Source organism: Prevotella amnii CRIS 21A-A, assembly GCF_000177355.1.
Lineage (GTDB): Bacteria > Bacteroidota > Bacteroidia > Bacteroidales > Bacteroidaceae > Prevotella > Prevotella amnii.
On record NZ_ADFQ01000086.1, the window covers coordinates 59767 to 83332 of the forward strand.

Genomic DNA, 23566 nt, shown 5'->3' on the forward strand with positions numbered 1-23566 from the left:
AAAACATTTCTTTCCTCGTAGCTTATTCCACCTCTTCTGCCTCTACGTCTTGTATGTCGTCTTCTATAGGAGTGGCAGTATAAGTGGGGTTTTGGCTTTCAAAGACGCGCTTTACACGCAGACTGCGAAGCAAGATTACTATCTCTATAATGCCATAGAACACAGCCAAATACCCTATTATCATAAGGGGCAGAGCTGCCGCTGTGATGGGCTTGAAAAGTAAAAAGCCAGCCACTACCAATGTAACCGTAGGAAAGAGCCAGTAAAAGAAGGGCACGTGGCCATAGCGGCGTGTGGTGGATATGTTTATAAACTGGTTAATGGCACCTATGAGCAATAGCACTGCTAATATGTAGGATATCCACTTTATAAAGGTGTTAGGCATTAGGGCTAAGGCTAAGCCTATACACATACTCCCAAAGGCGGTTAGCGGTACCGATGCTTTCCATGAGGCTTTTTGCTTAACTACTCCCTCTACGTCTATGCGCCTCTCTTTATCCTTGGCATGATAAAAGCTTAGGCACGAGATAAGACCAGAGATAAAAAACAACACTCCTATGGTTATGGTTAACCATGTCATCATTTGCTCACGATAAGTTATAAGCAGTATGCCGATAACAAGCACGGCAATGGCTCTGATAGCCGAAATATAAGATACCTTCATAATGTGCAAAAATACAAAATATTATTTATCACAAAGGATTTTAACATAAATATTTTTGTACTTTTGTAAAAAACAATATTATATGTCTACAGTGTTATACCTCCTTAGGCATGGCGAAACTTTCGACAATGCCTCACACATCATGCAGGGACAAACGCAGGGACAGCTTAACGAAAAAGGCATCTCGCAAGCATTAGAGATGGCTCAAAGCATAGCCTCTGAGCATATAGACGTCTTCCTTTCGAGCGACTTGCTTAGAAGCTTGCACACCTGCAAGATTATTGCAGCAGCATGCGGTGAGCAGCGAGTAGTTACCACTGCCTTACTTCGCGAAAGAGACTGGGGCAGCTTTACCTCTATGTATATACCCTCTTTAGCTCATCTCAGCGATCCCGACCTTTGGCCTAAAGATATAGAGTCTCTTGAGGCTTTAAAGCTAAGGGCTTCCGCTTTCCTTTCTTGGGTAAGGCAGCAATATCCACAAAAGAAGGTGCTTGCCGTGGGGCATGGCATAATAAACAAGGCTGTGCAGAGCGTATATTATAAAAAGCCTATGACAGAGATAGCCCCTATGAAGAACGTAGAGCTTAGAAAGCTCATTTTATAACCTTTCGCTCTTTAGAAATGTTTCGCTCTTTAGAGATGTTTTTGTAAAAGAAAAGATATAGATGAAATGGCGTAAGATAATACATATCGATATGGACGCGTTCTTTGCATCGGTAGAGCAGAGAGACGATGCCTTCTTAAGGGGCAAGCCCGTGGCAGTGGGCTTTGATGGTCCGCGCGGTGTGGTGTCTACAGCCAGTTACGAGGCGCGCCGTTATGGGGTACACTCGGCTCAGCCTATAGCAAAGGCAAAGCGGCTGTGTCCGGAGCTACATATTGTTAGTCCGCGCATGGAGGTATATAAAGCCGTATCGGCACAGATACACGACATCTTCCATGAATATACTGACCTTGTAGAGCCTATATCCTTAGATGAGGCTTTCCTCGACGTTACCCATAACAAGAAAGGTATGCTCTATGCCACTGATATAGCCGAAGAGATACGCCAAGCCATCTTCCAGCAGACACACCTCACAGCCTCTGCAGGGGTTAGCTATAATAAGTTTTTAGCAAAGATAGCCTCAGACGTGCGAAAGCCTAATGGCTTCTTCCTCGTACACCCCGACAAGGCGCAAGACTTTATAGACTGCCTTCAGGTGGAAAAGTTTTGGGGCGTAGGCAAGAAGACTGCCCAGAAGATGCATTTCATGGGCATCTTCACAGGGGAGCAGCTACGCAAAGTGTCTCGGGCGCACCTTGTAGAGGTCTTCGGAAAGGCAGGCAATACTTATTACGACTTCTCTCGCGGAGAGGATAGCCGCGAGGTGGTGGCAGATAAAGAACGTAAGTCGGTGGGGTGTGAGCAAACCTTTTTAGAGGATATACATATAGGGTCGAAGATTATTATAGAGCTTTATCACATCATTCTTGAGCTTGTCAGCCGCATAGAGCGCACACAGTTTCAGGGCAGAACCTTAACCCTTAAGATAAAGTGGGACGCCACTACGCAGGTTACACGTAGCCTTACCCAGCCGACTGCCATTCTCTCTAAAGACGACATTCTACCACTTGCCAAACACCTCCTTCACCAGACCGACTATGAAGCCCGACCCATTCGACTCATGGGGCTTACCGTGTCTTCACCCATAGAGCCTAAGCCTAAGGGTAAACACCTATGGAAAGAGGGCTGGTTACCCTTTGAGGGGGAATGGGGATAAAATAGAGCGTAAGGAATGTGCTTTTTGTTTTCTAATCTGAAAGAAAATCATTAAATTTGCAAGAAAAAGCAAGGCTATGCAGTATCAGGTAACTTGTAATAAATGCGGAAAGTCTTTTCTTATCAATGGCGAGGGCGGTAAGGAGATGCATTGCACCTGCCCTTATTGCTCGCAAGAGCTCTTTGTAAGCTTGCCCATTGTGGCACAGCCTGCCCAGCGCGAAGCCCCTTTGCAGGGAAGTATGCCCACAGAGCAGCCCATAGCTAAGAAGCAGGGGTTAAAGGCGTCAAAGGTGCTTTTAGTGGTGCTCATCATAATAGTAGTCCTCGGAGCAGGAAGCTTTGCCTTCTTACAGTGGAGAGAACATGAAGAGCTTGCTATAAAAGAGCTGCAAGAAAGCCGCAAGGCACATCAAGACTCCCTTTTCCGTGCGCGAGAGCAGCAGGAAGCTGCCAAAAGGGCTGAACAGCAAAAGCAGGAGCAGCAGCAAAGGGTGTGCAGGTTTTTAGCCGACTTCTATAAAAAAGCCGTCATTCCTTATGGCGACCCTACTTTTTACACTAAGTATCTCACGCGTTATTGCCAGCAGCTCATCTCTTCAGGCGAGGTGGCTAACGACGGCGATGCATGGCAGATGTGGTGGGGGCTGTTTGGCATGATGAACTCTTCGCCTAACGATGAGGAGCTTATACGCAACCTTAGGGTAACCCCTATTAACGACACATGGTACAAGGTGCGCCTGTCTGAGGGAGGGCAGACGGAGTTTAGGCACGTAAAGGTGGTTATAGACCATGGCGAGGTGCTTATAGACGATGTAAGGTAAAAGGTTAATATAAGAGTGAGCTAAGATGCAATATGAGGTAGTTTGCAAGCAATGCGGCAGAAATTTTACCCTTTCCTTAGACAAAGGCTCTAAGACAAGGTGTAAGTGTCCTTACTGTGCTAAGGAGCTTATAGTGGTAACGCCATCTAGCTTTGCGGGCGAAGTAGATGCCCGTAAGTGGGCAGGGGGGCAAGCCTTTCAAGAGGCACCCGTGCAGCCTTTAGTAGATAATTTAGGCACCTTCCAAGAGCCACTTATTATAGGAAAGCCTGAAAAAAGGTCGTTGAGATTAAAGGTTATCATAGTCTTCGTTATTGTTTTGGTGGCGATACTGCTATGTAATACATTATTATATATAATATTTTCGGCAATTTCTAAATAATAAAATAATATTTTCACGATATGAAACAAACAAAGATAGTATGTTCTATTAGCGACCGTCGTTGCGAAGTGGACTTCCTTCGTAAGCTGTTTTTTGCAGGAATGAACGTAGTAAGAATGAATACTGCCCACGCCAGTAAGGAGGGTATACGTAAGATTATACGCAACACCCGTGCCGTATCGGATAAGCTGGCTCTGCTCATAGATACCAAAGGTCCCGAGGTACGCACAACGGGCTGCCCTTCACCCATTAAGTATCTTACCGGCGAAGAGGTAACCATCATGGGCTGCCCAGAGAAAGATACCTGCCACGATGTTATAGACTTGTCGTACCCTAACTTTGCTGCCGATGTCAAGGTGGGCAACCATGTGCTCTTCGACGATGGTGCTCTCGACATGCTTATAACAGGCATCGAAGGCAATAAGGTAGTAGCTAAGGTGCAGAACGAGGGTTTTTTAGGTGCGCATAAGAGCGTTAATGTGCCGGGAGCACATATAGAGCTGCCTGCCCTCACAGAGAAAGACAAAGCTAACATAGAGCTTGCCATAGAGGAGGATATCGACTTTATTGCTCATTCCTTCGTGCGCTCGGCTGCCGATGTACACGCCGTGCAAGACATCTTAAATGCACACAACTCTAAGATAAAGATTATCTCAAAGATAGAAAACCAAGAAGGAGTGGATAACATCGACGAGATTATAGACGCTTCCTATGGCATCATGATAGCACGAGGCGACCTTGGCATAGAAGTGCCAATAGAGCAGATACCGGGCATTCAGCGCGACATAATATCTAAATGTCTTCTTAAACAGAAACCCGTTATCGTAGCCACACAGATGCTACACACCATGATAGAAAACCCACGACCTACACGCGCCGAGGTTACTGACATTGCTAACGCCATATATAGCAGCACAGACGCACTCATGCTGAGCGGCGAAACGGCAAGCGGTAAGTATCCCCTTGAGGCTGTGCAGACTATGGCACGCATCGCCGAGACTGCCGAGCAGGACAACCACCGACGTGGATACATAGACGTGCCAGTGAGCAACACCAAGAGCCAAAGAGAGTTTCTTGCTAAAAGTGCTATAGAAGCCACCGAGCAGGTAGGTGTGAAATGTATCATTACAGACAGTGCCACAGGAGCCACTGCGCGCCACCTTGCCTCTTTCCGTGGTCCTAACCCAGTGCTGGCTATGTGCTATAACGATAAGGTGCAGCGACTCTTAAACCTTAGCTACGGTGTCTTACCGGTACACTTAGCTAACCACACCGATAACGAACACATGTTTATGGCTGCCGTGCGTATGCTACGACAGAAAGGATACATAAAGCTCGACGACAAGATAGCTTACTTAGGAGGTTACCTCACACACGAAGGAGGTACTAACTATCTTGAGATAAACACACTTAAGCAGGTATTCGACCCAAGGTATAAGTTCCATAAAGCAAAAGATAAAAAATAAAAACTCTCTACCTCCCTTTAGAAAGAGCGTAACACAAATTTTCTTCCTTACGCATAAAGCGTACTTATCTCTTTCCTTGAGGGAGGTTTTATAGCAACAAGCTATTATCGTTTTAAGGGGTAGAAGAAAGAATAGAAAAAAAGAGTCGCCTACACTCACGTGTAAGCGATCCTACATGAAATAATCAAGTTTTTATATTTACCAAAAACATAGAGAGACTCTATGTACAAACTTAACTGTTAGGCTTCACAGCCTTTTTTTGTTTTTTTTTATCTAACCTTATGAGATCATAAGATTAAACCAATTAAATTCTGACCATTAGGCTTCACAGCCTTCTACTTATTATTTTTTTAATAATTACAATTCTTTTATATTACCAATTTCTAATTTTCCTTGCTCTAAAACTTACGGGGTAGTAGATGCCAAATATGCTTATCTTACCCTCTAAGATGTCGCCGTACAAAGCTGAATACCTAAGGTAAAACTCTTTATAAAAATCTCCTCCTACAAAGGTAGTTATAACGCCGTGGTCTATGTCCCACGTGCCTCTAACGAAGCCTAAAGAGCCTTTTGTCATGAAAGAGCCATCGCTAAAGAAAGTTAGGCTGCCACCATACCTCGAGTAAAGGCTTACATCCTGCCATTGGTAGGCGTATTGCTCCACAGAGGTTATAGCCCATGTGCCTATTACAGCACGTTCATCTATATCATTTATATAGTCGTCTTTCTCGCATGCGCTAAAGGTTACCATCATGGTAAGGGCAACGAGCATAAGAGATAAAATATTTTTCCTTTCCACTATATATATAATATTGTTTTTACTCAGCTCCTTTTTTCTTTTACAGCTTTATATGCTTGCAAAGATAATAATTTAATTGATATTGGAAAACAAAAGCACCAATTTTTTTTATATGCAGTGTTTTTTACCAGTTGTCGTTCTCATTACCCACTAAGCCGTGTTTGGCAGCCTCTTCTATCTTGTCGAGCAAAACGTTAGAGTAAGCGTAAGACATAACAAACGCCTTGCTCGATGTTATCTTAGCCTGATGCGTATCTTTCTTGGCAAAGGGAAAGCTCTGGTCGAGCAGCCATTTCTGTTCTATCCTTGCAGGTATAGTTCCAGTGAGAGCTCCCATGATGCCGCCTCCTTCAAGCATCGTAACGTCGTAATGGTCTATAGAGTAAGTTACCCTTATCTTACCTTCTTTGATGTCCACTCTTATAACGGGTCTTATGCTTACGTTGTAAGAGTTCATGCCCCCAACATGCTCCGCAATGTTTGCCATATAGCCCGAGGCAATGATGACGCCGCTTTCTTTGTCGTTTAGCTTTATTACCGAGTTGGCATCGTTGAAAGTAGCGGTAAACCAGTAGTTAAGGTTTATGTAAAGCTGCTTTGCCGTCTGCCCATTACAAGGTATTATCTGAACGAAGGTCATGGCTTTGTTTTTGTCGAGCTCAACATTCTTTGAGATCTTTTCTGCGGCTTCTGTCCACTCCATCTCGCCATCCTCTGTCCATTCCCCACCATACTTCTCTTTGGCATATTTCTCAAGTTCGTCTAAACGCATTATCTGTGCATTTGCGCATACTGTTGCCATGACTAAGGCAATCATCAATAACAATTTCTTCATAACCCGATTAGTATTAAAAAAAAAGAAATTTGAGGTTTACTTATATCTGCAAAGTTAATACATATTAATGTAAACTCTCAATATTTTAAAAAAAACATTACCTTTGTGTTGTAAATCATTTCAACTACTAAACAATATGGAAGAAAAAGATTATTTGAATTGTTTGGAAGATATTGTTAGGGACAAGTGGTCTTTTTTACAGAAATAAGCAAGAGTCACGTTAAAAACAAAGGACGAGGTTCATAATAACATCAAGGTAAAGGGACGAATAAACGCATTTAATGACGTTCTAAGCGTTCACTACACAGACACGCTTTGACAGATAGCTTTTGATAAGTAGTTTTTTGAATGTTAAAAATCAGTAACACGGAGCAAAAACAAACCTAAATGTTTCATATTATGTAAACATATCACGATCTTTGTACCAACAAATAAAGTCTTATATGGCAAAAGGATTTGAGTTAGTAATGCTTGAGGAAGCAAAGAAGTTTGTTCTTGGTCTTCCTCAATCGCCAATGAAGAAGGTACTCTACAATGCTCACAGAATAGCATCGGGAGAGCAGAACGCAGAGTTGTTCAAGAAATTGGAAGGCTCTGACATTTGGGAGTTCCGAACTCTTTACAATGGCATACAATACCGCCTGTTTGCCTTTTGGGACACGAAAGATGAAACGTTGGTGATAGCAACTCACGGTATCGTCAAAAAGACACAGAAGACGCCACCAAAGGAAATTGTCAAGGCGGAGAGAATAAGAATAGAGTATTTCAATGAAAAAGGAGAATAGATATGGAACAAGTAGGAAAATTCAAAGTGTATTCAATGGGTGAAGTGCTCGATGAGGCATTGGGGACTATCGGTACTCCAGACAGGGACGAGCATGAAAGGAACGTTACCGATGCTGTCCACGCTTTCCAAATAGGCGAGATCATCAAGAAAGCAAGAATCGAGCAAAACCTCACACAAGAGGAATTGGGAGAGCGCATCGGTGTGAAGCGTGCCCAAATCTCACGATTGGAGAAAGGGTACAGCATAAGCATTCCCACTATGAGTAGGGTGTTCAAGGCTCTTGGAGTATCAACGGCATCACTTGATTTAGGGAAAATAGGCAAGGTGGCTCTTTGGTAAATATTGATGCCTGTGCCTCTCTCTGTGTCTGAACATAAAAAAAAAGAGGACTTCATTGCTGAAATCCTCTTTTTTAGTACTTTGTGACTCGCATGGGGCTCGAACCCATGACCCCAACATTAAAAGTGTTGTGCTCTACCTGCTGAGCTAGCGAGTCTCCCAAATATTATAGTTGTTATGTGGGTGCAAAGGTAATAAGTATTTCTTAAACGACCAAATTATTTTGTAAAATTTTTCGTTAAAACTTTCGCCATCTTCTTTGTAAGGTTAATAGCCCATACCAAAACGATGACGCCTGTAATTATGGCAAGGGCAGCATCTATCCATGTTATGTCCCATAAGTGGGAGCATACGAGACCTATGATAACTCCTATTTTTACTAACACGTCGCTCATGACGTGCAGGTAAGCAGCGTGGTTGTTAGGGTTGTCTTCAAAGTGTTTTGAGTGTAGGGCGCGAGCACTTATAAAGTTTACTATAAGCCCTATCGTGGCAATGCTTAGTGCTAAGGGGTAGCTTGTCATGTGGTGATGTGCCTCCATGTGCTCAAAGCCCTCACTGCAAATGAATATAGATGCCACCATGAGCATTATGCCGCTGGTGAAGGCAGAAAGCTGCATTACTTTTTGGGTGTTGTAAGTGTCGTTATGTCTTTTTTGTTGTTTGTGAACGAAGTAATACGCAAAAAGGTTTAAGCCTATAAGCAGCACGTGCGAGCCCATGTGTACGCCGTCGGCAAGTAGTGCCATAGAGCTGGAAAGGTAGCCTATGATAATTTCTAAAAGCATTATTATAAAGGTGAAAACTATCACAAAGAGTGTGCGTCGTTCCTCTTTATAATAAGGTGAGAAATTGTTATTATACATGGTCTTCTTTCTTTATTTTTTATTTTTACATGTGTTGTGTATGCTAAGAGGTTAGTCTATAAGCTCAAAGTGTTTAAGAGCGTTTGCTATGCCGTTGTCGTCTACAGAGGTGGTAACATAGTTGGCGTGTTCTTTTACCTTATCGTTAGCGTTGCCCATAGCCACTCCTATGCCTGCTACCTTTAGCATATCTCTATCATTGCCCCCATCTCCAAAGGCTATACACTCGTCTATGCCTATGCCTAAGTGTTTTGCTACCTTAGGTAGCGTAAGCCCTTTGTTTATGCCTATTGGCGAGACGTCGGCAAAGAGCGGGTGCCATCTTGAAGCCTCACAGCCCGTTAAGGTAGGCATTATGCGCTGCTCTTCTTTCTCGGAGAAGAAGGGCGACATCTGCAGCACAGCTCCGTTAAGCAGAGGCTCTATGGGGTCTTTGATGTTTACAGAGTCTACGCCTAACCCTTTTACAAAAAGCTCTGTAAAGATGTCGCTATAATTGTGTATAGCCACTTTGTCTTTACCGCATATTGCTAAGGTGTAATTGTGCAAAGTGGCATCAGCTATCATTTTTTTTATATCTTTCTTAGGCAGTTCTTTCATAAATATAGTCTCTTCGCCTATTTGTGCTAACGCTCCGTTAAAGGATATGTAGCCATCTATGAAAGGTTCTATATCTTTTAGGTTGGTAATAAAAGACTTTGGTCGCCCCGTAGAGATAAATATCTTGATGTCTTTTCTTTTCAGTTCTTTTATAGCCTCTATGGTAGAGGGCTGTATCTTGTGTGTTTCAAAAGATACTAAGGTGCCGTCTATATCGAAGAATGCTGCTTTTATTGTCATATAATCTTAATGTGTTTAATTTACAAAGGTACAAAAAGTTTTTTGAGTGTTATCAAAAGTAGTGGTTAGACTGCTTAATTTTTATTAAATACCATTTTGCCCTACATTTCTTGCTAAAGAAGCCTTTTTTAGTGGAGGTGTGGACGCTGCGGGGTAGTCTTTTTTTAGTATTAGTTAAGAAAAAAGAGCAGATTTTTTATATAAAGTTTGCGTAAATATATATTTTTTTAGTATTTTTGCATTGCGGAATAATCTTTTTAGGTAGATAGTGAAGAAGGCTTATTACATATTGCTGTTATTGTTTCTTATTCTTGTTGGTTGCCAGCTGCGTTGGTCAGATGAGAGTAAGCCGGGTGGTGTGTCTATAAAAATAGAGCGTTTCGACCGTTTAGAGTATCGTTATCTTACCATGGGCGATTATTCTGCTTTGCAGCAGATGGGTATGGAGTATCCTTTTGAGACACGCACCTTAATAGAGAAGGTGCTCAAGATAGGTCAGATAACCGATCCTGATATAAACACTAAGTTTTTAAAGTTTTATCAAGACACTACGTTGCAGACGATAATCTCTTCAGTGCAGTCGAAGTTTAGCAAGATAGACGATATACAAAAGGATCTTAACATATCTTTTTCGAGGCTTAAGCAGCAGATTCCTGATATTAAGCTGCCAAGTGTTTATACACAGATTTCGGCTCTCGACCAAAGCATCGTAACGGGTGATGGCAAGATAGGCATCTCTTTAGATAAGTATTTAGGAAAGGATTACCCTGTTTATAGCCGTTTTTATGATAAGCAGCAGCGTCTTCAGATGAGGCGTGAAGACATTGTGCCAGACTGTCTGACGTTTTACCTTATGAGCATTTTTACCCTTCCCAATTATGATTTACGTTCACAGTTTGAGCGCGACGTTTATATGGCAAAGATACAATGGGTGGTAAATAAGGCTATTGGCTTAAATTATTATCAAGGCAAATATATAGACATGGTGTCTAAGTATATGAAGGCTAATTTGTATATTAAATATGAGGATCTTTTAAAAGATACCGATTTCTCCCCGTTTTTAAGCATTATTTAAGGCTATAAAACATCATCTTTTCATGTGTAAAACATCATCTTTTCGTGGGTAAAACATCATCTTTTTTAGGGCGAAACATCACCTAAAATTATTGCAGGTAAATTAAGTAACGGAATAACTATTATAAAGGTCATTAACACTGGTGAAAGAAAGGCAGATATTAAAGCCGTTGTTGATTATCTTTGGGAAGACGAGCATAAACACTTTCAAGAAGGGCATTATCCTAAGAAGCATATATACAGAATACTAAAACGTATAGAAAGTTCTTATGAATAAGAAACTCACCTTAAAGAGTTTGATTTCTATTTTGACATGATATATTTGCCTCCTCCCCCTTATATTCTCTCCAATGGGGTGGAGTATCGTTGCAGAGTGGTAAGGTGGTGTGTGTGGATAAGGGGGAGTGGGAGAAAGATAAGCCAGCTTGGTGGTTTTATATTTTTACATTTCCCGTTCTTTTCAGGATACCCCACTGCTGCAGTTCGCCTTTGATGGCCTTGAAATAACTCTTGAAAATCACATAGTACATAATCCAGCGATAGAAGAAACGCTGCGGTATGATCCATAACAATGTCCACAACGATTCTTTTTCCACGATGAAAGCCATGATAGATACGCTTGCATCTACAATGAGGAAAATCAGATAGTAGATGAATATCTGCCAGGCATTGCCTGAGAACAGTCCTGCCAACATCAGAACGTCGGCTATTGGCGAGAACGTCGGGATAATGTACTGGAACACGAGCATATTTGGCAAAGCCCACAAGCCAAATCCCTTATAACGGCTGCTGAACAGGTTTCGACGATGTTTCCAGAAAGTCTGCATCACTCCGAAACACCAGCGGGTGCGTTGCTTTACAAACTGTCTGATATTTTCGGGAGCTTCGGTCATTGCTATGGCATGGTTTTCGTTCTCGATAACGTAACCCGCCTCGATGATGCGCATCGTCAGGTCGCAGTCTTCAGCAAGCGTGTCGGTTGTGAAATATCCGGCTTTCTCCATGGCTTCCTTGCGGAACGCTCCTATGGCACCAGGCACTACGGTGATGGCGTTAATGGCAGCGTATGCCATTCGATCGAAGTTCTGAGAGGTGATATATTCTATTGCCTGCCAGTTGGTGAGCATGTTGCGGCAGTTGCCAACCTTCACGTTGCCGGCAACGGCTCCCACATGGTTTTTCTTGTCGGCAGCGAAGTGTCTCATTAGCTTGCTCACGGCATCATGGCGCAGCTGCGTATCAGCATCTATACATACCACGAAGTCGGCATCGGTGTGGCTCAGTCCGAAGTTCAGTGCAGCCGCCTTACCGCCATTGGGCTTAGTGAAGATAGCCACTTTCGGGTGGTTGCCGAATTTTTCTTTTAGTATGGCAAAGGTATTGTCCTTGCTTCCGTCATCTACTACTACGATATTGAAAGAAGGATAGTCTTGTGCAATAAGATTGTAAATCGTGTTCACTACGTTTACCTCTTCGTTATAGGCTGGTACAATGATGGAAACCTTAGGCATATCTTCCTTGTCGAGGTTGTTATAATTGCGTATGCGTTCTTTTCGTTTTTCCTTGAAGACAAGACCATACATGAATATGAGTCGCATAAATCCGAGAACGAGGAATACGAGGAAGAGTGCGGTGATGAAATCGCTCAGATGGTAGATGAATTCTGCCAGTGTGAGGTTCATCTGCATTGCATAGTAAGCCTCTCCTTTCTGTATGGTAGGCATAAGTGTTTCGCGTTTCATTCCCAGATATTCCTCCAGCGAGATGAAGTGATAGCCTTCTTTCTGTAGGGTGGTGATGATGCGCGGCAGTGCTTGTATGGTTGCCTTGCGGGTGGCGCCGCCAGCATCGTGGAGCAGTATGATGTGACCGTCTTCGCGGTGTACGCCGTCGGTAACACGCTGGTAAATCTGGTCGGCTGTTACGCCCGGCATCCAGTCGTTAGGGTCAATGCTTTCGCCCACCATCAGGTAGTTGCGTCGTGAAGCAAGGATCATCGGCTCTATTTCTTCATACTGTGTTGGGTCGCTGTCGGCGTTATATGGGGCACGAAACAGAATGGTACTGTGCCCGGTTATGCTCTCTATCAGCATTCGTGTGAGTTTCAGCTCTGCGTATGTGCGGTAGTCGGAGTTTTCTATCACGTTGTGATGGGTAAAGGTGTGGTTGCCGATGGTGTGTCCGGCTTCATACACTTTCCGCACAATGGGCAGGTTTTTCTCCATCTGCAGACCTACCATGAAGAATGCGGCAGGTACGTGATGTTCCTTCAGAATGCTGAGCACCAGAGGGGTCCACTTGCTGTCGGGACCGTCATCGAAAGTGATGACGAGGTCTTTGGCGTGGCAGTGTCCTATTTTTGTTACAGTATAGTTAGATGGCAGTTTGCGGTATATTTCATTGGCTATAAGTCCGTCGTCCTTGTCTTTCACTATGGATATGTAGCCCGGCTGCGGTTCCGACTCCACCTGCAGCACCTCTCCGTTGCCCACGAAGTTCACGTCGTCAAGACTTCTTATCTGGAGCATCTTCTGAAGGTTCCACCTGGAGGAGTTTTCGTAACTCATGTCCTTACCGTAGAAGTTCCATATACGGGAATCTTCCGTACCCAGTCGCCATACGCTGAATCCGGCAAGATGGTATTCTGCTCCGAAGCGCATGATATTATATGATGTGGCAGCGTCAGTGAGATAGACCTGATGAGTCTGGTTTTCTCCGTCGATGTAGGAGAAGTTGAGGTTGTAGGAATCTTCATTGAAGTCTATCGGAGTACCAGCGTTCAAAGCAGATGCCACGGCTTGGTTGAAGGTTACGGTTTCTCCATTTTTATTCTCGCACCAGTCGTAGCCATAGGCAGCCAGTCCCAGGACGAGCTTGTTGTTAGGGATATTGCGTGCTGCCCAGTCTGTGGCACGTTCTACAAACTGCTGTGAGCAGATGTCGCCCGGCTTGCTTGTCGAGTTGTGCTCGTCGTAAGCCATTAGGAAAAGATAGTCGTTGTACTTGGCGAGCTGCTCCATGTCGTAGTCTTCATTAAAAGGAGCTACATCTTGGGTAACATAGAGTCCTTTCTTATGGAAGACTGCCGAGAGTTCTCTCACAAAGGTTGTGAGCAGGGCGTTGTCGTTTATCTGTAGGTCTTCCAAGTCGATGTTTATTCCGCATAACTTATATTTGATGCAAGCTGCGAGAAGTTTCTCTGTAAAGAGTTTTCTCTTGCCTGCATCCTTCATGATGTTGCCGATGGCTTCGCTTCTGAAGTCTTTGCCATAGTTGTTGGTAAGCATCGCCATAACGGGCACGCCTGCCTTCTGCGCCAGGCGAAGGGCTTTCTTATTTATCTGAGTACTTAACGCTCCGGTTTTCGGATTGATGAACAGCCATTCGCCTATGAGCAGGTTGATGTGTCTGATGTTGCGCTTGAGCGAAAGCAGCGATCGCTTGTCCCAATTTACGTACCATGCTGCTCTGATTCCCATGCTCGGATCGTTCCACTCTCTGAGATATTTCTCTTTGAGCTGGTTGCCCTTTCCTGTAAAACGAGTCTTTTTGGCAGCAGCCTCTGCATAAGCGTTGTGCATCTTCTTCTCGTGAAAGAAGCGGCGGAAGGATTTGTATTCCTTTGCCGTCTCATTGTTGCGCATGAGTGGCTTTTCTGCGGTCATCACCTTGTGATAGTTGTGTACGAAGGGAATCTTAGGACTGCCTTCCAATGCGAATAAAGTTAGGAATACAATGACGAAGAATATGATGATTGCTCCTATGACTCTCATGCTCCACAGAAACTTTTTCCAGCGAGAACGTGAGTCTGTTTGAAAAATCTGCTTATCCATATCCTGAATATATTTCAAAAAAAATCGCTTTACTTTCCTATGCAGAAATGTTTAAAGATATTGTTAAGTGTTTCTTGCGAGGATATTTGTGTGCCTGTAATTTCGCCAAGGAGGGAAAGGACGTCTTTAAGGTCTTCAGCCACAAGGTCGCCAGGTAGGTTTGCTTTAAAGGCGTTATGAACACGGCATAGGGCTTCGTGTGCTTTTGTGAGCACATCATAATGGCGAGCATTGGTTACTATGACCGAGTTTTCGTTGAAAGCCGGAATATTAGCTTTTTTATAGATAGCTTGCTTAAGCTCTTCTATGTTTGTTCCTTCCTTTGCAGAGACCGATAAGGTAATGAAAGAAGGCAGAGCTTCTTTATTTACTATAGTGTCTACCTTGTTTCTTACAATGATGAAAGGTCTTTCGCCTACTTTCTTTTTTATGTCTTCATACTCTTTTCTGGAAGGGTTATCATCTATTACCCATATCACCATTTGTGCTTTATCGAGCATTTTGTATGTGCGCTCAATACCAAGCTTTTCTACTTCATCTGTTGTCTGTCTAATGCCGGCAGTATCTATAAAGCGGAATGATATGCCATTTATCTCTGTTACATCTTCAATAACATCTCGTGTGGTGCCTTCTATGTTAGATACTATAGCACGTTCTTCGCCTAAAAGGGCATTGAGGAGGGTAGACTTTCCTACGTTTGTTTTCCCTATGATGGCAACGGCAACGCCTTCTTTAAGTGCCTGTCCTATCTTAAAGGAGTGGAGTAGTGATAATACTTTTTTGTCTATTTCATCTGTTAGACTTATCAGCTCTGTGCGGTCGGCAAACTCAAGGTCTTCATGTTCAGAGAAGTCGAGCTCCAGTTCAAGCAGTGAGGTTATCTTTAGCAAGCGTTTTCTTAAAGATGATAGCTCGTTGCTGAAATGTCCTTTCATCTGTGAAAGGGCTAATCTGTAGCTTGCTTTGTTAGAAGAGGCTACCAAGTCTGCCACTGCTTCTGCTTGTGAAAGATCCATTTTACCGTTGAGGTAAGCTCTCTGTGTAAACTCTCCGGGAAGGGCTTGATAGCAGCCTGCTTCTATTAATAAGTGTAACACCTCTTTAAGGATATAAGCAGAGCCGTGGCATGATATTTCTACAGCATTTTCTCCTGTGTATGAGTGGGGTGCATGCCAAATAGAAACAACCACCTCGTCTATAACTTTTCCTGCCATATCTATAATATTACCATAACAAAGGGTATTAGCAGGCATAGATAGTATGTCTTTAGAAAATATCCTGTTTACAATAACAATAGCATCTTTTCCAGATACCCTAATAACGCCTATAGCCCCTCCGGGCAGAGTGGCTAAGGCACAGATAGTATTATACATTTTAAAATATTAAATATAGAAAGTGTATATGTGTTTTATATTATAACAGCAGGCAAAGTGCTAAACGGGCAGTGAGGGTTATATTCTGTCAAGCACTTTTTCTATAAGCCCATCTATGGTGTTCTTATATGCGCTATTAGCCTCTTTTGCTAACCTGTTAGCTATTACCATGCAGCATGTTAAAGCCTTATGCCCCATTAGTAGAGAGAGCCCTGCTAAGGCTGACGACTCCATTTCGAAATTGGTAACACGCAAGCCTTTATACTCAAAGGACTCTATCTTTTCATTAAGCTTAGGGTCTTGTAGTGGCAGCCTAAGCTCACGCCCTTGTGGCCCGAAGAAGCCACCACAGGCTATGGTTACGCCACGTACCATATCTTCCTTGGCAATGTTTTCTATTAGCTCTGTATTAGAACTAACTACGTATGGATTGCCAAGCTGGTTGTCCCATTTTACTTGTCTTTTAAACTCGCACTCAAAGTCTAAATCGCAAACTTCATTACGCCGGGCATAAAAATTGAGTAAGCCGTCGAAGCCTATGCTTTTTTGCGAAGCTATATATGTGCCTACAGGCGTGTTAGGCTGTAATCCGCCACATGTACCTATCCTTACAAGGGTAAGGCTGCGAAGCTTGTCTTTTTCCTCTCGTGTCTTAAAATCGATATTAGCAAGCGCGTCAAGCTCATTTACAACAATATCTATATTATCACAGCCTATACCTGTGCTTACTACGGTAATGCGTTTTCCTTTATATATACCAGTTACTGTACGAAACTCACGGCTACTGGCCTCACTCTCTACTTTTTCAAAATGAGATGCCACCAGCACTACACGTCCAGGATCTCCCACTAAGACTACCTTGTCAGCAAGATCCTCTGGCTTTACATGTAAGTGAAAAATACTTCCGTCTTCATTGATAATTAATTCGGAAGGAGCAAAAAATTTCTTTTTCATAGATATGTGGTTTTAATATATTTATAATATACAAAGATAAGATTTTTTATCTGATATGGCAATAACATTTCCATATAAAAAAAACTTATTTATTAAGCATTTCCCCACATTTAGCAGTGGGCTTTTGTAAAATAATCTCTGTAAAGCTATCGTATCCATTGTTCTGGGTTAAGTTTTGCTGTTTCTTTACGTAACTGGAAGTGTAGCACCCCGGTAGAGTTTACTGTTCCCAGTGTCTGCCCAGTACCTACGTTTTGTCCACGATGTACGCTAACGTTAGCAAGATTACAGTAAACGGAGATGTAAATGCCGTGTCGTACCATAACTATAGTAGACCCTCCTGCATTGAATATTCCGCTTACCTCTCCCATAAAGACGCTACGTACGGGGCTGCCAGCTGCTCCTTTTATGTTTATACCATTGCTGTTAAGGCGAATATTGCTCATACCTGCAACGTTATATTGTCCGAAGTGTGTAACTATCTTGCCAGCCATAGGCATGGGCAAGCGTCCTCTGTTGTTAGCAAAACTACCTGTCATGGCACGGTCGGCATTGGTAAGGTTATTGTCGGCGGTGTTAGCCTTTCGGGCAGCCTCTGCTTCGCGTGCAGCGCGTTCTTTGTCGGCGGCAGCTTTACGCTCTGCAGCTATACGGTTAGCCTCTGCCTCACGTGCTTGCTGATAGGCAAGAGCTTTCTCTGCAGCTGCCTTTTTTTCTGCTTGTTGCTGTGCTTCTTTAGCTTTGCGTTCGGCGTCTTCAGCTTTTTTGCGTGCTGCTTCTCTGCGTGCAGATGCTTCTTGTAAAGCTGCCTGTCGTGCCTTCTCAGCTTCCTGTCGTGCTTTCTCTGCCTTTTCGGCAGCTTCCCTTCTTTCTTTTTCAGCCGCTCTTTCGGCAGCTTCTGCCATAGCTTTAGCCTTAGCCTCTCGTGCTTTGGCTTCAGCCACGCGGCGTGCATTTTCTTGTGCCGCTTTTATGGCAGCTTCTCTTTTGCGTGCCATATCCTCTGCTCTTTTCTTAGCTGCGGCAGCCCGTGCGGCAGCTTGTGCTCGTGCTTCGGCTTGTGCTCGTATGCGTGCTTTTTGTATTTCTATAGCTACCAGCTTGTCTATCTGTGCGTTTATGGTCTGCTGCGTTTTGCGGCGTTGTGCTATGACGGTTTGTAATGTTTGCTGATCTTTTTTTAGAGAGTTTACCACTTGTTGCTGTTCTAAGCGTTTGCTTTGCATCTGTGCATGAGCCTGCCTGTCTTTATATAATAAGGTGTATTTCTGCCCCCGTACTTGTTTTAGCTGTATATGCTTGTTATCTACCTGTGCTTGTTTAGCTTTTAAGAGCTCTCCTTGTGCGCGCTGATATGAAGCATATTCACGTACGAAGCGCAATCGCCTATACATCTGTGAAAGGCTTTTTGCAGAGAAGATAAACATTATCTTGTCTTGTATACTACGATGGCGTGCCATATAACGCATGGATAGTATAAACTTTTTTCGGCGTTCTGTAAGCTGTGTTTGAAGCGACTTTAATTGTCCTTTTAACACTTCTATGTTGCCATTTATGCCTTTTACGTCGGTAGCTATTTGGTCAATAGTCTTTTGTTGTTGTCCTATTTCAGTATCTAATAGCATTATCTTTTGCAAGCGCTGATCAACGTCTTTTTGTTTTTTCTTTACCTGCAACTCGTTTTCCTGTATTTCTTTCTGTATGGCTTGGTTTTTCTCTCGCAAATCTTTAATGGCTGATGTTGTAATATATCTTATGTTAGCCTTTTTGCCTTTTTCGTGGCTGATATTTTGTTTTTCCTTTGTTGCAGCCTTTCCCTTTAAGTGGTTAGGGGTGATCTTTCCTTTAAGGGAGGAATGTTTCTCTGCTGGCTTTTTTGATATTGCTCGCCTGGTAATGTTTGTAGCTTTTTTAGCTATGTTTTTTACCTTTTTTTCGGTGTTATGTAGCTTTTCTATTGTAGGCTTTGGTGCTGCAGGAATCTTTTTAATAGCTTTTTTATGTGTTTTCTGCGATGTTTCATTAGTTGTTTTTTGCTTTATTTGCGTATGTGTTTTTTGTGCAAAGAGAGCAATTAATGAAAGAGTAAGAAATATGATAGATATTGTAAATCGTTTCATTTATAGGTTTATTAATGTTTTAAGAATGTCTTCAGCCTTTACTCTTGAGTAAGAAGAGGAAGGTGTTGTTATTGTTTCCCAATTGTTTTTATCGCTAAATCCTTCTAAGCTAAGTTTTATGTTAATGTTATTTTTCTTATTAGCTATTGCTGTGTTAAGGGTGATATAGTGTAATGCAGGAAAGAGTTTTGAGCCAAAAGGTGTGAATGAAGAGTATTCCCAAGAGAGTGTAGAAGTGGAGTTGTTAGAGCCATGGTATATGGCTTGTGCTTTGTTTATGTGGTTAGAGATGTTCGAAATAAGCCATGTATAAGTAATTTTGCCGTCTTTTAGAGTAATGGGCGTTGTGCTTTGTAGAGCTTGAAGAGTAGTTGCCTTTACGTCAAAGTTTGGTATATGGTATTTGTTTATATATTTATTTGTTGGCATAAAGAGTTCGTTCCAAAAGAAAGCCTGCAGAGAGTAAAAGTTTATGCCATTATTACGTAAGAAGTTTATATCATTATAATTAGCTTTAACATACTGCTTATGAATGCGATCCATGAAGAGTACATAGTCTTTAGTAAACTCTATTCTTCCCACTTCGCTACGTAGTAATGGTATAAGTAGTTGTAGCCTTATAACCTCGTTTTTACGCATACGAAGTATTCCCGGTACAGATATGCTGTTGCCATTACGTGTTAGTGTAAAGGTAAGATTGGAAACTAAATTTTTTTGATACAGATTTTGTTCATAAACTTTTTGTAAGAAGCTCACAGACCTTTGCCTGCTAATATCATCATGATTAGTTTTAACGTTAGTAGTGGCATGGCTACTGTTGGCAGGTAAGATCTTTGCTTGCCTTTCTATGTTTTTCTTTGTGCCACAAGCAAAAAGCGTTACTACCGTAGTGGTAGCTATTATTATTTTGTAAAACTTCATTTTGCTATGTATTTTCTTGTTTGTAACTTTTGTTTTAATATATCGTTATTATTACCTTCTTCGAGCGACTTTTTCCAAAACTCAATAGCCTTATCGGTATTTCCTGTCATGCTATAAATATCTCCAGCATGTTCAAGTACTGTTTTATCTTGTTTTGTATAGTTTCTCATTGCTTGCTCAATGTATATTTTAGCTTCTTCGTATCTTTTTAGCTTAAATAATATCCACGCATACGTGTCAAGGTATATGCCGTTTTTAGGTTCTGCCTTAATGGTTTTATAGCTCATGCTTTCTGCCTTTGATAGGTTTTTACCTGTCTGGCTAAGGTAGAAAGCGTAGTTGTTAAGGGCAAGGTAATTATCAGGCTTCCAGCTAAGACAGCTGTCATAAGCATTGAAAGCCTCTGTGGTTAATCCTTTTTCGTAAAGAATGTCGCCCATAATGGCATAGAAGTCGGACACGATGTCGGGTTTGCTGTCTGGTTTTATTTGTGTAACACCTTTTTTAAAAGCCTCTAAGGCCTCATCGTTTTTGTGTTTTTGATATAAGGCAGAGCCTTGAAAATAGTAGAAAACCATTTCTGTAGGGTTATATAGCTGTGCTGCCTTACAAAGCTCTATAACCTTATCAAATAGGTGTTTGTTCCATATATTGTATATCAGATTGATTCGTGCAGGCACATTATCAGGCTCTATTTGTAATACTTTTTGGTATATGTTGTCAATAGAATCGTTTGGCATTTTTATAATATCCATGAAAGCCGCCTTAAGCATATAGATGTCTGCACCACTCTGTGGTGGAGTTAAGGCTTTATCAAAAAGGTGTAATATCTTTTTACTGTCTTTAATGTTAGATGTTTGATAGATGTTAATATATTGTCTTAGAACAGCCATCTTTATATCAGTATCTGTCTTTTGAGATAGCAATATATCCTCTACTAAAGCCTCTGCGTTGTTGTTGTCTTTAATGGCATTATAATAATCTACCAAAGATAGCTTGGCTGCAGTTTGCTGAGGGTCTTCTTTTAATACGGCTTTGTAAATGGCAAGTGCTTCTTTTCTTTTTCCTTTGTTAAAAAACCAGTTACCTAACATTACCTTATAGTTTAGCTCTAATGGGTGATTATCTACCAGCTTTTTTAGTTCTTCATATTCTTTATTCTTATCGCCCATCTCTTCATATATCTGCATTTTGCTTAGTGATAGCTGTTCGCTTGTTCCGTTAACAAGCTCTAAACGGTTTAACACGTCTATCATCATTTTCTTGTTATCTTTCTGTGCATATAGCTGTAGCAATGCTTGCAATACGTCTATGCGTGTTTTGTTAATGGCATAAAGGCGTTCATAAGCATTTATGGCATCGTCATAGTCTTTTTGAGCAGTGCATACCTGTGCCAGATGTTCTTGAAAAGTGTCGTTTTGAGGATCTATTTTAGCTGCTTTGGCTAAATATTTGCGTGTAGTAATGGTGTCTTTTAACTGGAAATAATAGCTTGCGAGCTTATAATAGACCTCTGCTGCTTTAGGGTTTAGCTCTAAAGCTCTACTAAACATGTCGAAAGCCGCGCTTTGATAGCCTTTTTGCTCTTGGCAGATGCCTTCTAAAAAGAAATAGTTATAGTGTTGTAAGCTGTCTTTTTCTTGTGCCTTTAAGCATGTAATATTACATAAGAAGAACACAAAAAACATTACTCTGTGTATGAAATATCTTTTTATCATTATGGCTATTAGTCCTAATATTTTAAAGAGTATGTTGTAGAATAAATATTATTTTATGCCAGTATGCCCATAGCCTCCAGCTCCACGTTCTGTTTCATCGAGCATTTCTACCTGCTCAAACGCCACTTGTTCATGTTTGGCTACTACCATTTGGGCTATACGTTCGCCATCGTTAACAGTAAAGCTTTCAGAGGAAAAATTAATTAGTAGCACCATCAGTTCCCCACGATAGTCGGCATCTATAGTCCCTGGCGAGTTTAAAACAGTAATGCCATGCTTTAAAGCTAAGCCGCTTCGTGGGCGTATTTGTGCCTCATAGCCTACAGGAAGAGCTATGAAAAGCCCTGTCGGAACTATTTTTCGTTCCATAGGGTGGATCGTGATGGGTGTGTCTATATTAGCACGAAGGTCTAAGCCTGCGCTTTGTGTAGTGGCGTATTCTGGAAGAGGGTGATGCCCTTTGTTTATTATTCTGACCTTTATCATTTTGTAGAAAGTAATCTGTTTTATATTATTAATAAGGTACAAAAGTAAGGAATAAAGCTCAAAAAGATGCACTTTAAATAGCAAAAAGCCTTATTTTTAGTCTATTTTAATTACTTTTGTATTGTCCTTTGACATCTTCAGATAGGAATTTAAATAAAAAGAAAAATATGCAAAACAGCATGCAATGGCAGCAACTTATCTCTAATAAGCGTCTTGGTCAAGAGGTTAGGCACACTATGCGTAAAGATGATCGTTCTGAGTTTAAGCGTGATAGCGACCGTCTTATCTTTTCTGCTCCTTTTAGGAGGTTACAGAATAAGACTCAGGTGTTTCCGCTTCCTGGTAGTGTCTTTGTGCATAATCGTTTAACCCATTCTTTAGAAGTGGCAAGTGTGGGTAAATCGTTAGGCGACGATGTGGCTCATCTTTTAAAGGAAAAGCACCCCGAGCTTATAGGTACATTATTTGAGGAAATAGGTACCATAGTGCAAACAGCATGTTATGCTCACGATATGGGTAATCCTCCTTTTGGTCATAGTGGTGAGAAAGCCATTCAGTCTTTCTTTACAGAAGGTAATGGCAGGGCTATAGAGGGCAAGGTTAGTGCTCGTTTTTGGGAGGATATTACCCATTTTGAGGGTAATGCTAATGCTTTTAGGCTTCTTACCCATAAGTTTTTAGGGAGAAGGGAGGGTGGTTTTGTAATGACTTATACCACTCTTGTAAGCATAGTGAAGTATCCTTTTAGCTCTACAAAGGCAGGTGCTCATGGTAAGTTTGGCTTTTTTTCTTCAGAAGAGCCAGTCTATAGGCACATTGCAGACGATTTAGGCGTTATAAAAAAGCAAGACGATGAAAGTGGTGTGGTATATGCTCGCCACCCTTTAGTGTATCTTATGGAGGCAGCCGATGATATATGTTATGAAATAATGGATATAGAAGATGCCCATAAGCTAAAACTTCTTTCTTTTGAAGAAACAAAGGATTTGTTATTAGGCTTTTTCGATTTACAGACTAAACGGGATATTTTGCAGCGTATAAAGGAAGACGACCTTACCGATGAAAACGAGCAAGTGGTATATTTTCGTGCATGTGCAGTGGGTAAATTGGAAGCAGAATGTGTGAGGGCTTTTGTGGAAAATGAAGATAAGATATTAGCAGGCACTTTTAAGGGTTCGCTTATTGAGCATATAGACGAGCTTCCCCGTGAGGCTTATAAGGCTTGTAGCGAGGTGTCTATGCGCAAGATTTACCGTAGCAAAACAGTGTTAGACGTAGAGCTTTCGGGCTATAAGGTAATGGAAACGTTGATGGAGTCGTTGATAGGAGCAGCGGTAGAGCCTAATCATTTTCATAGCCAACAGCTTATAAGGCGTTTCTCTTCACAATACGACATACAAAGCGATAATATAGAAACACGTATTATGGCAGTGTTAGATTATATAAGTGGTATGACAGATATATATGCTTTAGATATTTATCAAAAGATAAACGGTATAAGTTTACCTATTATTTAACGTAAA

At 41.8% G+C, this 23566-nt stretch carries 21 protein-coding genes, 1 tRNA gene and 1 pseudogene; 10 read left to right on the forward strand and 13 right to left on the reverse strand.

The window, feature by feature from the left end:
• Positions 1 to 22: 22 nt before the first annotated feature.
• Positions 23 to 664, reverse strand: a complete 642-nt coding sequence (locus HMPREF9018_RS08065; RefSeq protein ID WP_008450412.1) for an HdeD family acid-resistance protein — start codon at positions 662 to 664, stop codon at positions 23 to 25.
• Positions 665 to 746: 82 nt separating this feature from the next.
• Between HMPREF9018_RS08065 and HMPREF9018_RS08070 the strand changes: the two genes are divergently transcribed.
• The 5 genes from HMPREF9018_RS08070 to pyk all read left to right on the forward strand — a co-directional run bounded on the left by HMPREF9018_RS08070 (position 747) and on the right by pyk (position 5098).
• Entirely contained in the window at positions 747 to 1271 is a 525-nt protein-coding gene (locus HMPREF9018_RS08070) for a histidine phosphatase family protein (RefSeq protein WP_008450507.1), read from the forward strand.
• Between the two features lie 61 nt (positions 1272 to 1332).
• Positions 1333 to 2427 (forward strand): DNA polymerase IV, encoded by a 1095-nt coding sequence (gene dinB, locus HMPREF9018_RS08075; protein ID WP_008450399.1) that lies wholly within the window; start codon positions 1333 to 1335, stop codon positions 2425 to 2427.
• Between the two features lie 76 nt (positions 2428 to 2503).
• Positions 2504 to 3250 (forward strand): hypothetical protein, encoded by a 747-nt coding sequence (locus HMPREF9018_RS08080; RefSeq protein ID WP_008450240.1) that lies wholly within the window; start codon positions 2504 to 2506, stop codon positions 3248 to 3250.
• A 25-nt stretch (positions 3251 to 3275) separates the two neighbouring features.
• The gene (locus HMPREF9018_RS08085) at positions 3276 to 3632 is read left to right on the forward strand and encodes a hypothetical protein (RefSeq protein ID WP_008450428.1); all 357 of its coding nucleotides are present in this window, start codon (positions 3276 to 3278) and stop codon (positions 3630 to 3632) included.
• Positions 3633 to 3652: 20 nt separating this feature from the next.
• Positions 3653 to 5098 (forward strand): pyruvate kinase, encoded by a 1446-nt coding sequence (gene pyk / locus HMPREF9018_RS08090; protein ID WP_008450246.1) that lies wholly within the window; start codon positions 3653 to 3655, stop codon positions 5096 to 5098.
• A 373-nt stretch (positions 5099 to 5471) separates the two neighbouring features.
• Here pyk and HMPREF9018_RS08095 read toward each other — a convergent pair whose 3' ends face one another.
• Positions 5472 to 5870, reverse strand: coding sequence for a hypothetical protein (locus HMPREF9018_RS08095; protein WP_157794594.1), 399 nt, complete (start codon positions 5868 to 5870; stop codon positions 5472 to 5474).
• Between the two features lie 151 nt (positions 5871 to 6021).
• Complete coding sequence (locus HMPREF9018_RS08100) at positions 6022 to 6732, reverse strand: DUF4468 domain-containing protein (protein WP_008450263.1); 711 nt, start codon at positions 6730 to 6732, stop codon at positions 6022 to 6024.
• Positions 6733 to 7175: 443 nt separating this feature from the next.
• On the opposite strand from HMPREF9018_RS08100, the gene HMPREF9018_RS08105 reads away from it, so the two are divergent.
• Together HMPREF9018_RS08105 and HMPREF9018_RS08110 are read left to right on the forward strand one after the other, a co-directional pair.
• Positions 7176 to 7517: a type II toxin-antitoxin system RelE/ParE family toxin gene (locus HMPREF9018_RS08105; RefSeq protein ID WP_008450391.1), complete on the forward strand. Its 342-nt coding sequence runs from the start codon at positions 7176 to 7178 to the stop codon at positions 7515 to 7517.
• Between the two features lie 2 nt (positions 7518 to 7519).
• Entirely contained in the window at positions 7520 to 7858 is a 339-nt protein-coding gene (locus tag HMPREF9018_RS08110) for a helix-turn-helix domain-containing protein (RefSeq protein ID WP_039864689.1), read from the forward strand.
• Positions 7859 to 7942: 84 nt separating this feature from the next.
• Here the strand turns inward: HMPREF9018_RS08110 and HMPREF9018_RS08115 are convergent.
• The 3 genes from HMPREF9018_RS08115 to HMPREF9018_RS08125 all read right to left on the reverse strand — a co-directional run bounded on the left by HMPREF9018_RS08115 (position 7943) and on the right by HMPREF9018_RS08125 (position 9564).
• A tRNA-Lys gene (locus HMPREF9018_RS08115) sits at positions 7943 to 8015 on the reverse strand.
• Positions 8016 to 8076: 61 nt separating this feature from the next.
• Positions 8077 to 8724, reverse strand: coding sequence for a cation diffusion facilitator family transporter (locus tag HMPREF9018_RS08120; RefSeq protein WP_008450359.1), 648 nt, complete (start codon positions 8722 to 8724; stop codon positions 8077 to 8079).
• A 51-nt stretch (positions 8725 to 8775) separates the two neighbouring features.
• A complete protein-coding gene (locus HMPREF9018_RS08125) occupies positions 8776 to 9564 on the reverse strand; it encodes a Cof-type HAD-IIB family hydrolase (RefSeq protein ID WP_008450467.1) in 789 nt (262 codons plus the stop codon).
• 268 nt (positions 9565 to 9832) lie between these two features.
• Between HMPREF9018_RS08125 and HMPREF9018_RS08130 the strand changes: the two genes are divergently transcribed.
• Entirely contained in the window at positions 9833 to 10639 is an 807-nt protein-coding gene (locus HMPREF9018_RS08130) for a gliding motility protein GldB-related protein (RefSeq protein ID WP_008450338.1), read from the forward strand.
• Between the two features lie 285 nt (positions 10640 to 10924).
• Positions 10925 to 11052, forward strand: a pseudogene (locus tag HMPREF9018_RS11295) (site-specific DNA-methyltransferase); the annotation flags it as partial.
• A gap of 20 nt (positions 11053 to 11072) precedes the next feature.
• Here the strand turns inward: HMPREF9018_RS11295 and HMPREF9018_RS08135 are convergent.
• From HMPREF9018_RS08135 to dut, 7 genes are all read right to left on the reverse strand, one after another.
• Entirely contained in the window at positions 11073 to 14471 is a 3399-nt protein-coding gene (locus HMPREF9018_RS08135; protein ID WP_039864691.1) for a glycosyltransferase, read from the reverse strand.
• Positions 14472 to 14500: 29 nt separating this feature from the next.
• Positions 14501 to 15844 carry a tRNA uridine-5-carboxymethylaminomethyl(34) synthesis GTPase MnmE gene (mnmE, locus tag HMPREF9018_RS08140; protein ID WP_008450526.1) on the reverse strand — a complete coding sequence of 448 codons (1344 nt, stop codon included), beginning with the start codon at positions 15842 to 15844 and terminating at the stop codon, positions 14501 to 14503.
• Between the two features lie 78 nt (positions 15845 to 15922).
• A complete protein-coding gene (locus HMPREF9018_RS08145; RefSeq protein ID WP_008450227.1) occupies positions 15923 to 16798 on the reverse strand; it encodes a nucleoside phosphorylase in 876 nt (291 codons plus the stop codon).
• A gap of 146 nt (positions 16799 to 16944) precedes the next feature.
• Positions 16945 to 18918 (reverse strand): murein hydrolase activator EnvC family protein, encoded by a 1974-nt coding sequence (locus HMPREF9018_RS08150; protein WP_008450510.1) that lies wholly within the window; start codon positions 18916 to 18918, stop codon positions 16945 to 16947.
• Positions 18919 to 19839, reverse strand: a complete 921-nt coding sequence (locus tag HMPREF9018_RS08155; protein WP_008450363.1) for a lipoprotein insertase outer membrane protein LolB1 — start codon at positions 19837 to 19839, stop codon at positions 18919 to 18921. It abuts the gene before it with no gap.
• Positions 19836 to 21557, reverse strand: a complete 1722-nt coding sequence (locus HMPREF9018_RS08160) for a tetratricopeptide repeat protein (protein WP_008450495.1) — start codon at positions 21555 to 21557, stop codon at positions 19836 to 19838. The genes HMPREF9018_RS08155 and HMPREF9018_RS08160 overlap by 4 nt, the downstream gene beginning before the upstream one ends.
• 48 nt (positions 21558 to 21605) lie before the next feature.
• Complete coding sequence (dut, locus tag HMPREF9018_RS08165) at positions 21606 to 22043, reverse strand: dUTP diphosphatase (protein WP_019036481.1); 438 nt, start codon at positions 22041 to 22043, stop codon at positions 21606 to 21608.
• Between the two features lie 179 nt (positions 22044 to 22222).
• Between dut and dgt the strand changes: the two genes are divergently transcribed.
• Positions 22223 to 23560 (forward strand): dGTP triphosphohydrolase, encoded by a 1338-nt coding sequence (gene dgt, locus HMPREF9018_RS08170; RefSeq protein WP_024992700.1) that lies wholly within the window; start codon positions 22223 to 22225, stop codon positions 23558 to 23560.
• Positions 23561 to 23566: the final 6 nt, after the last annotated feature.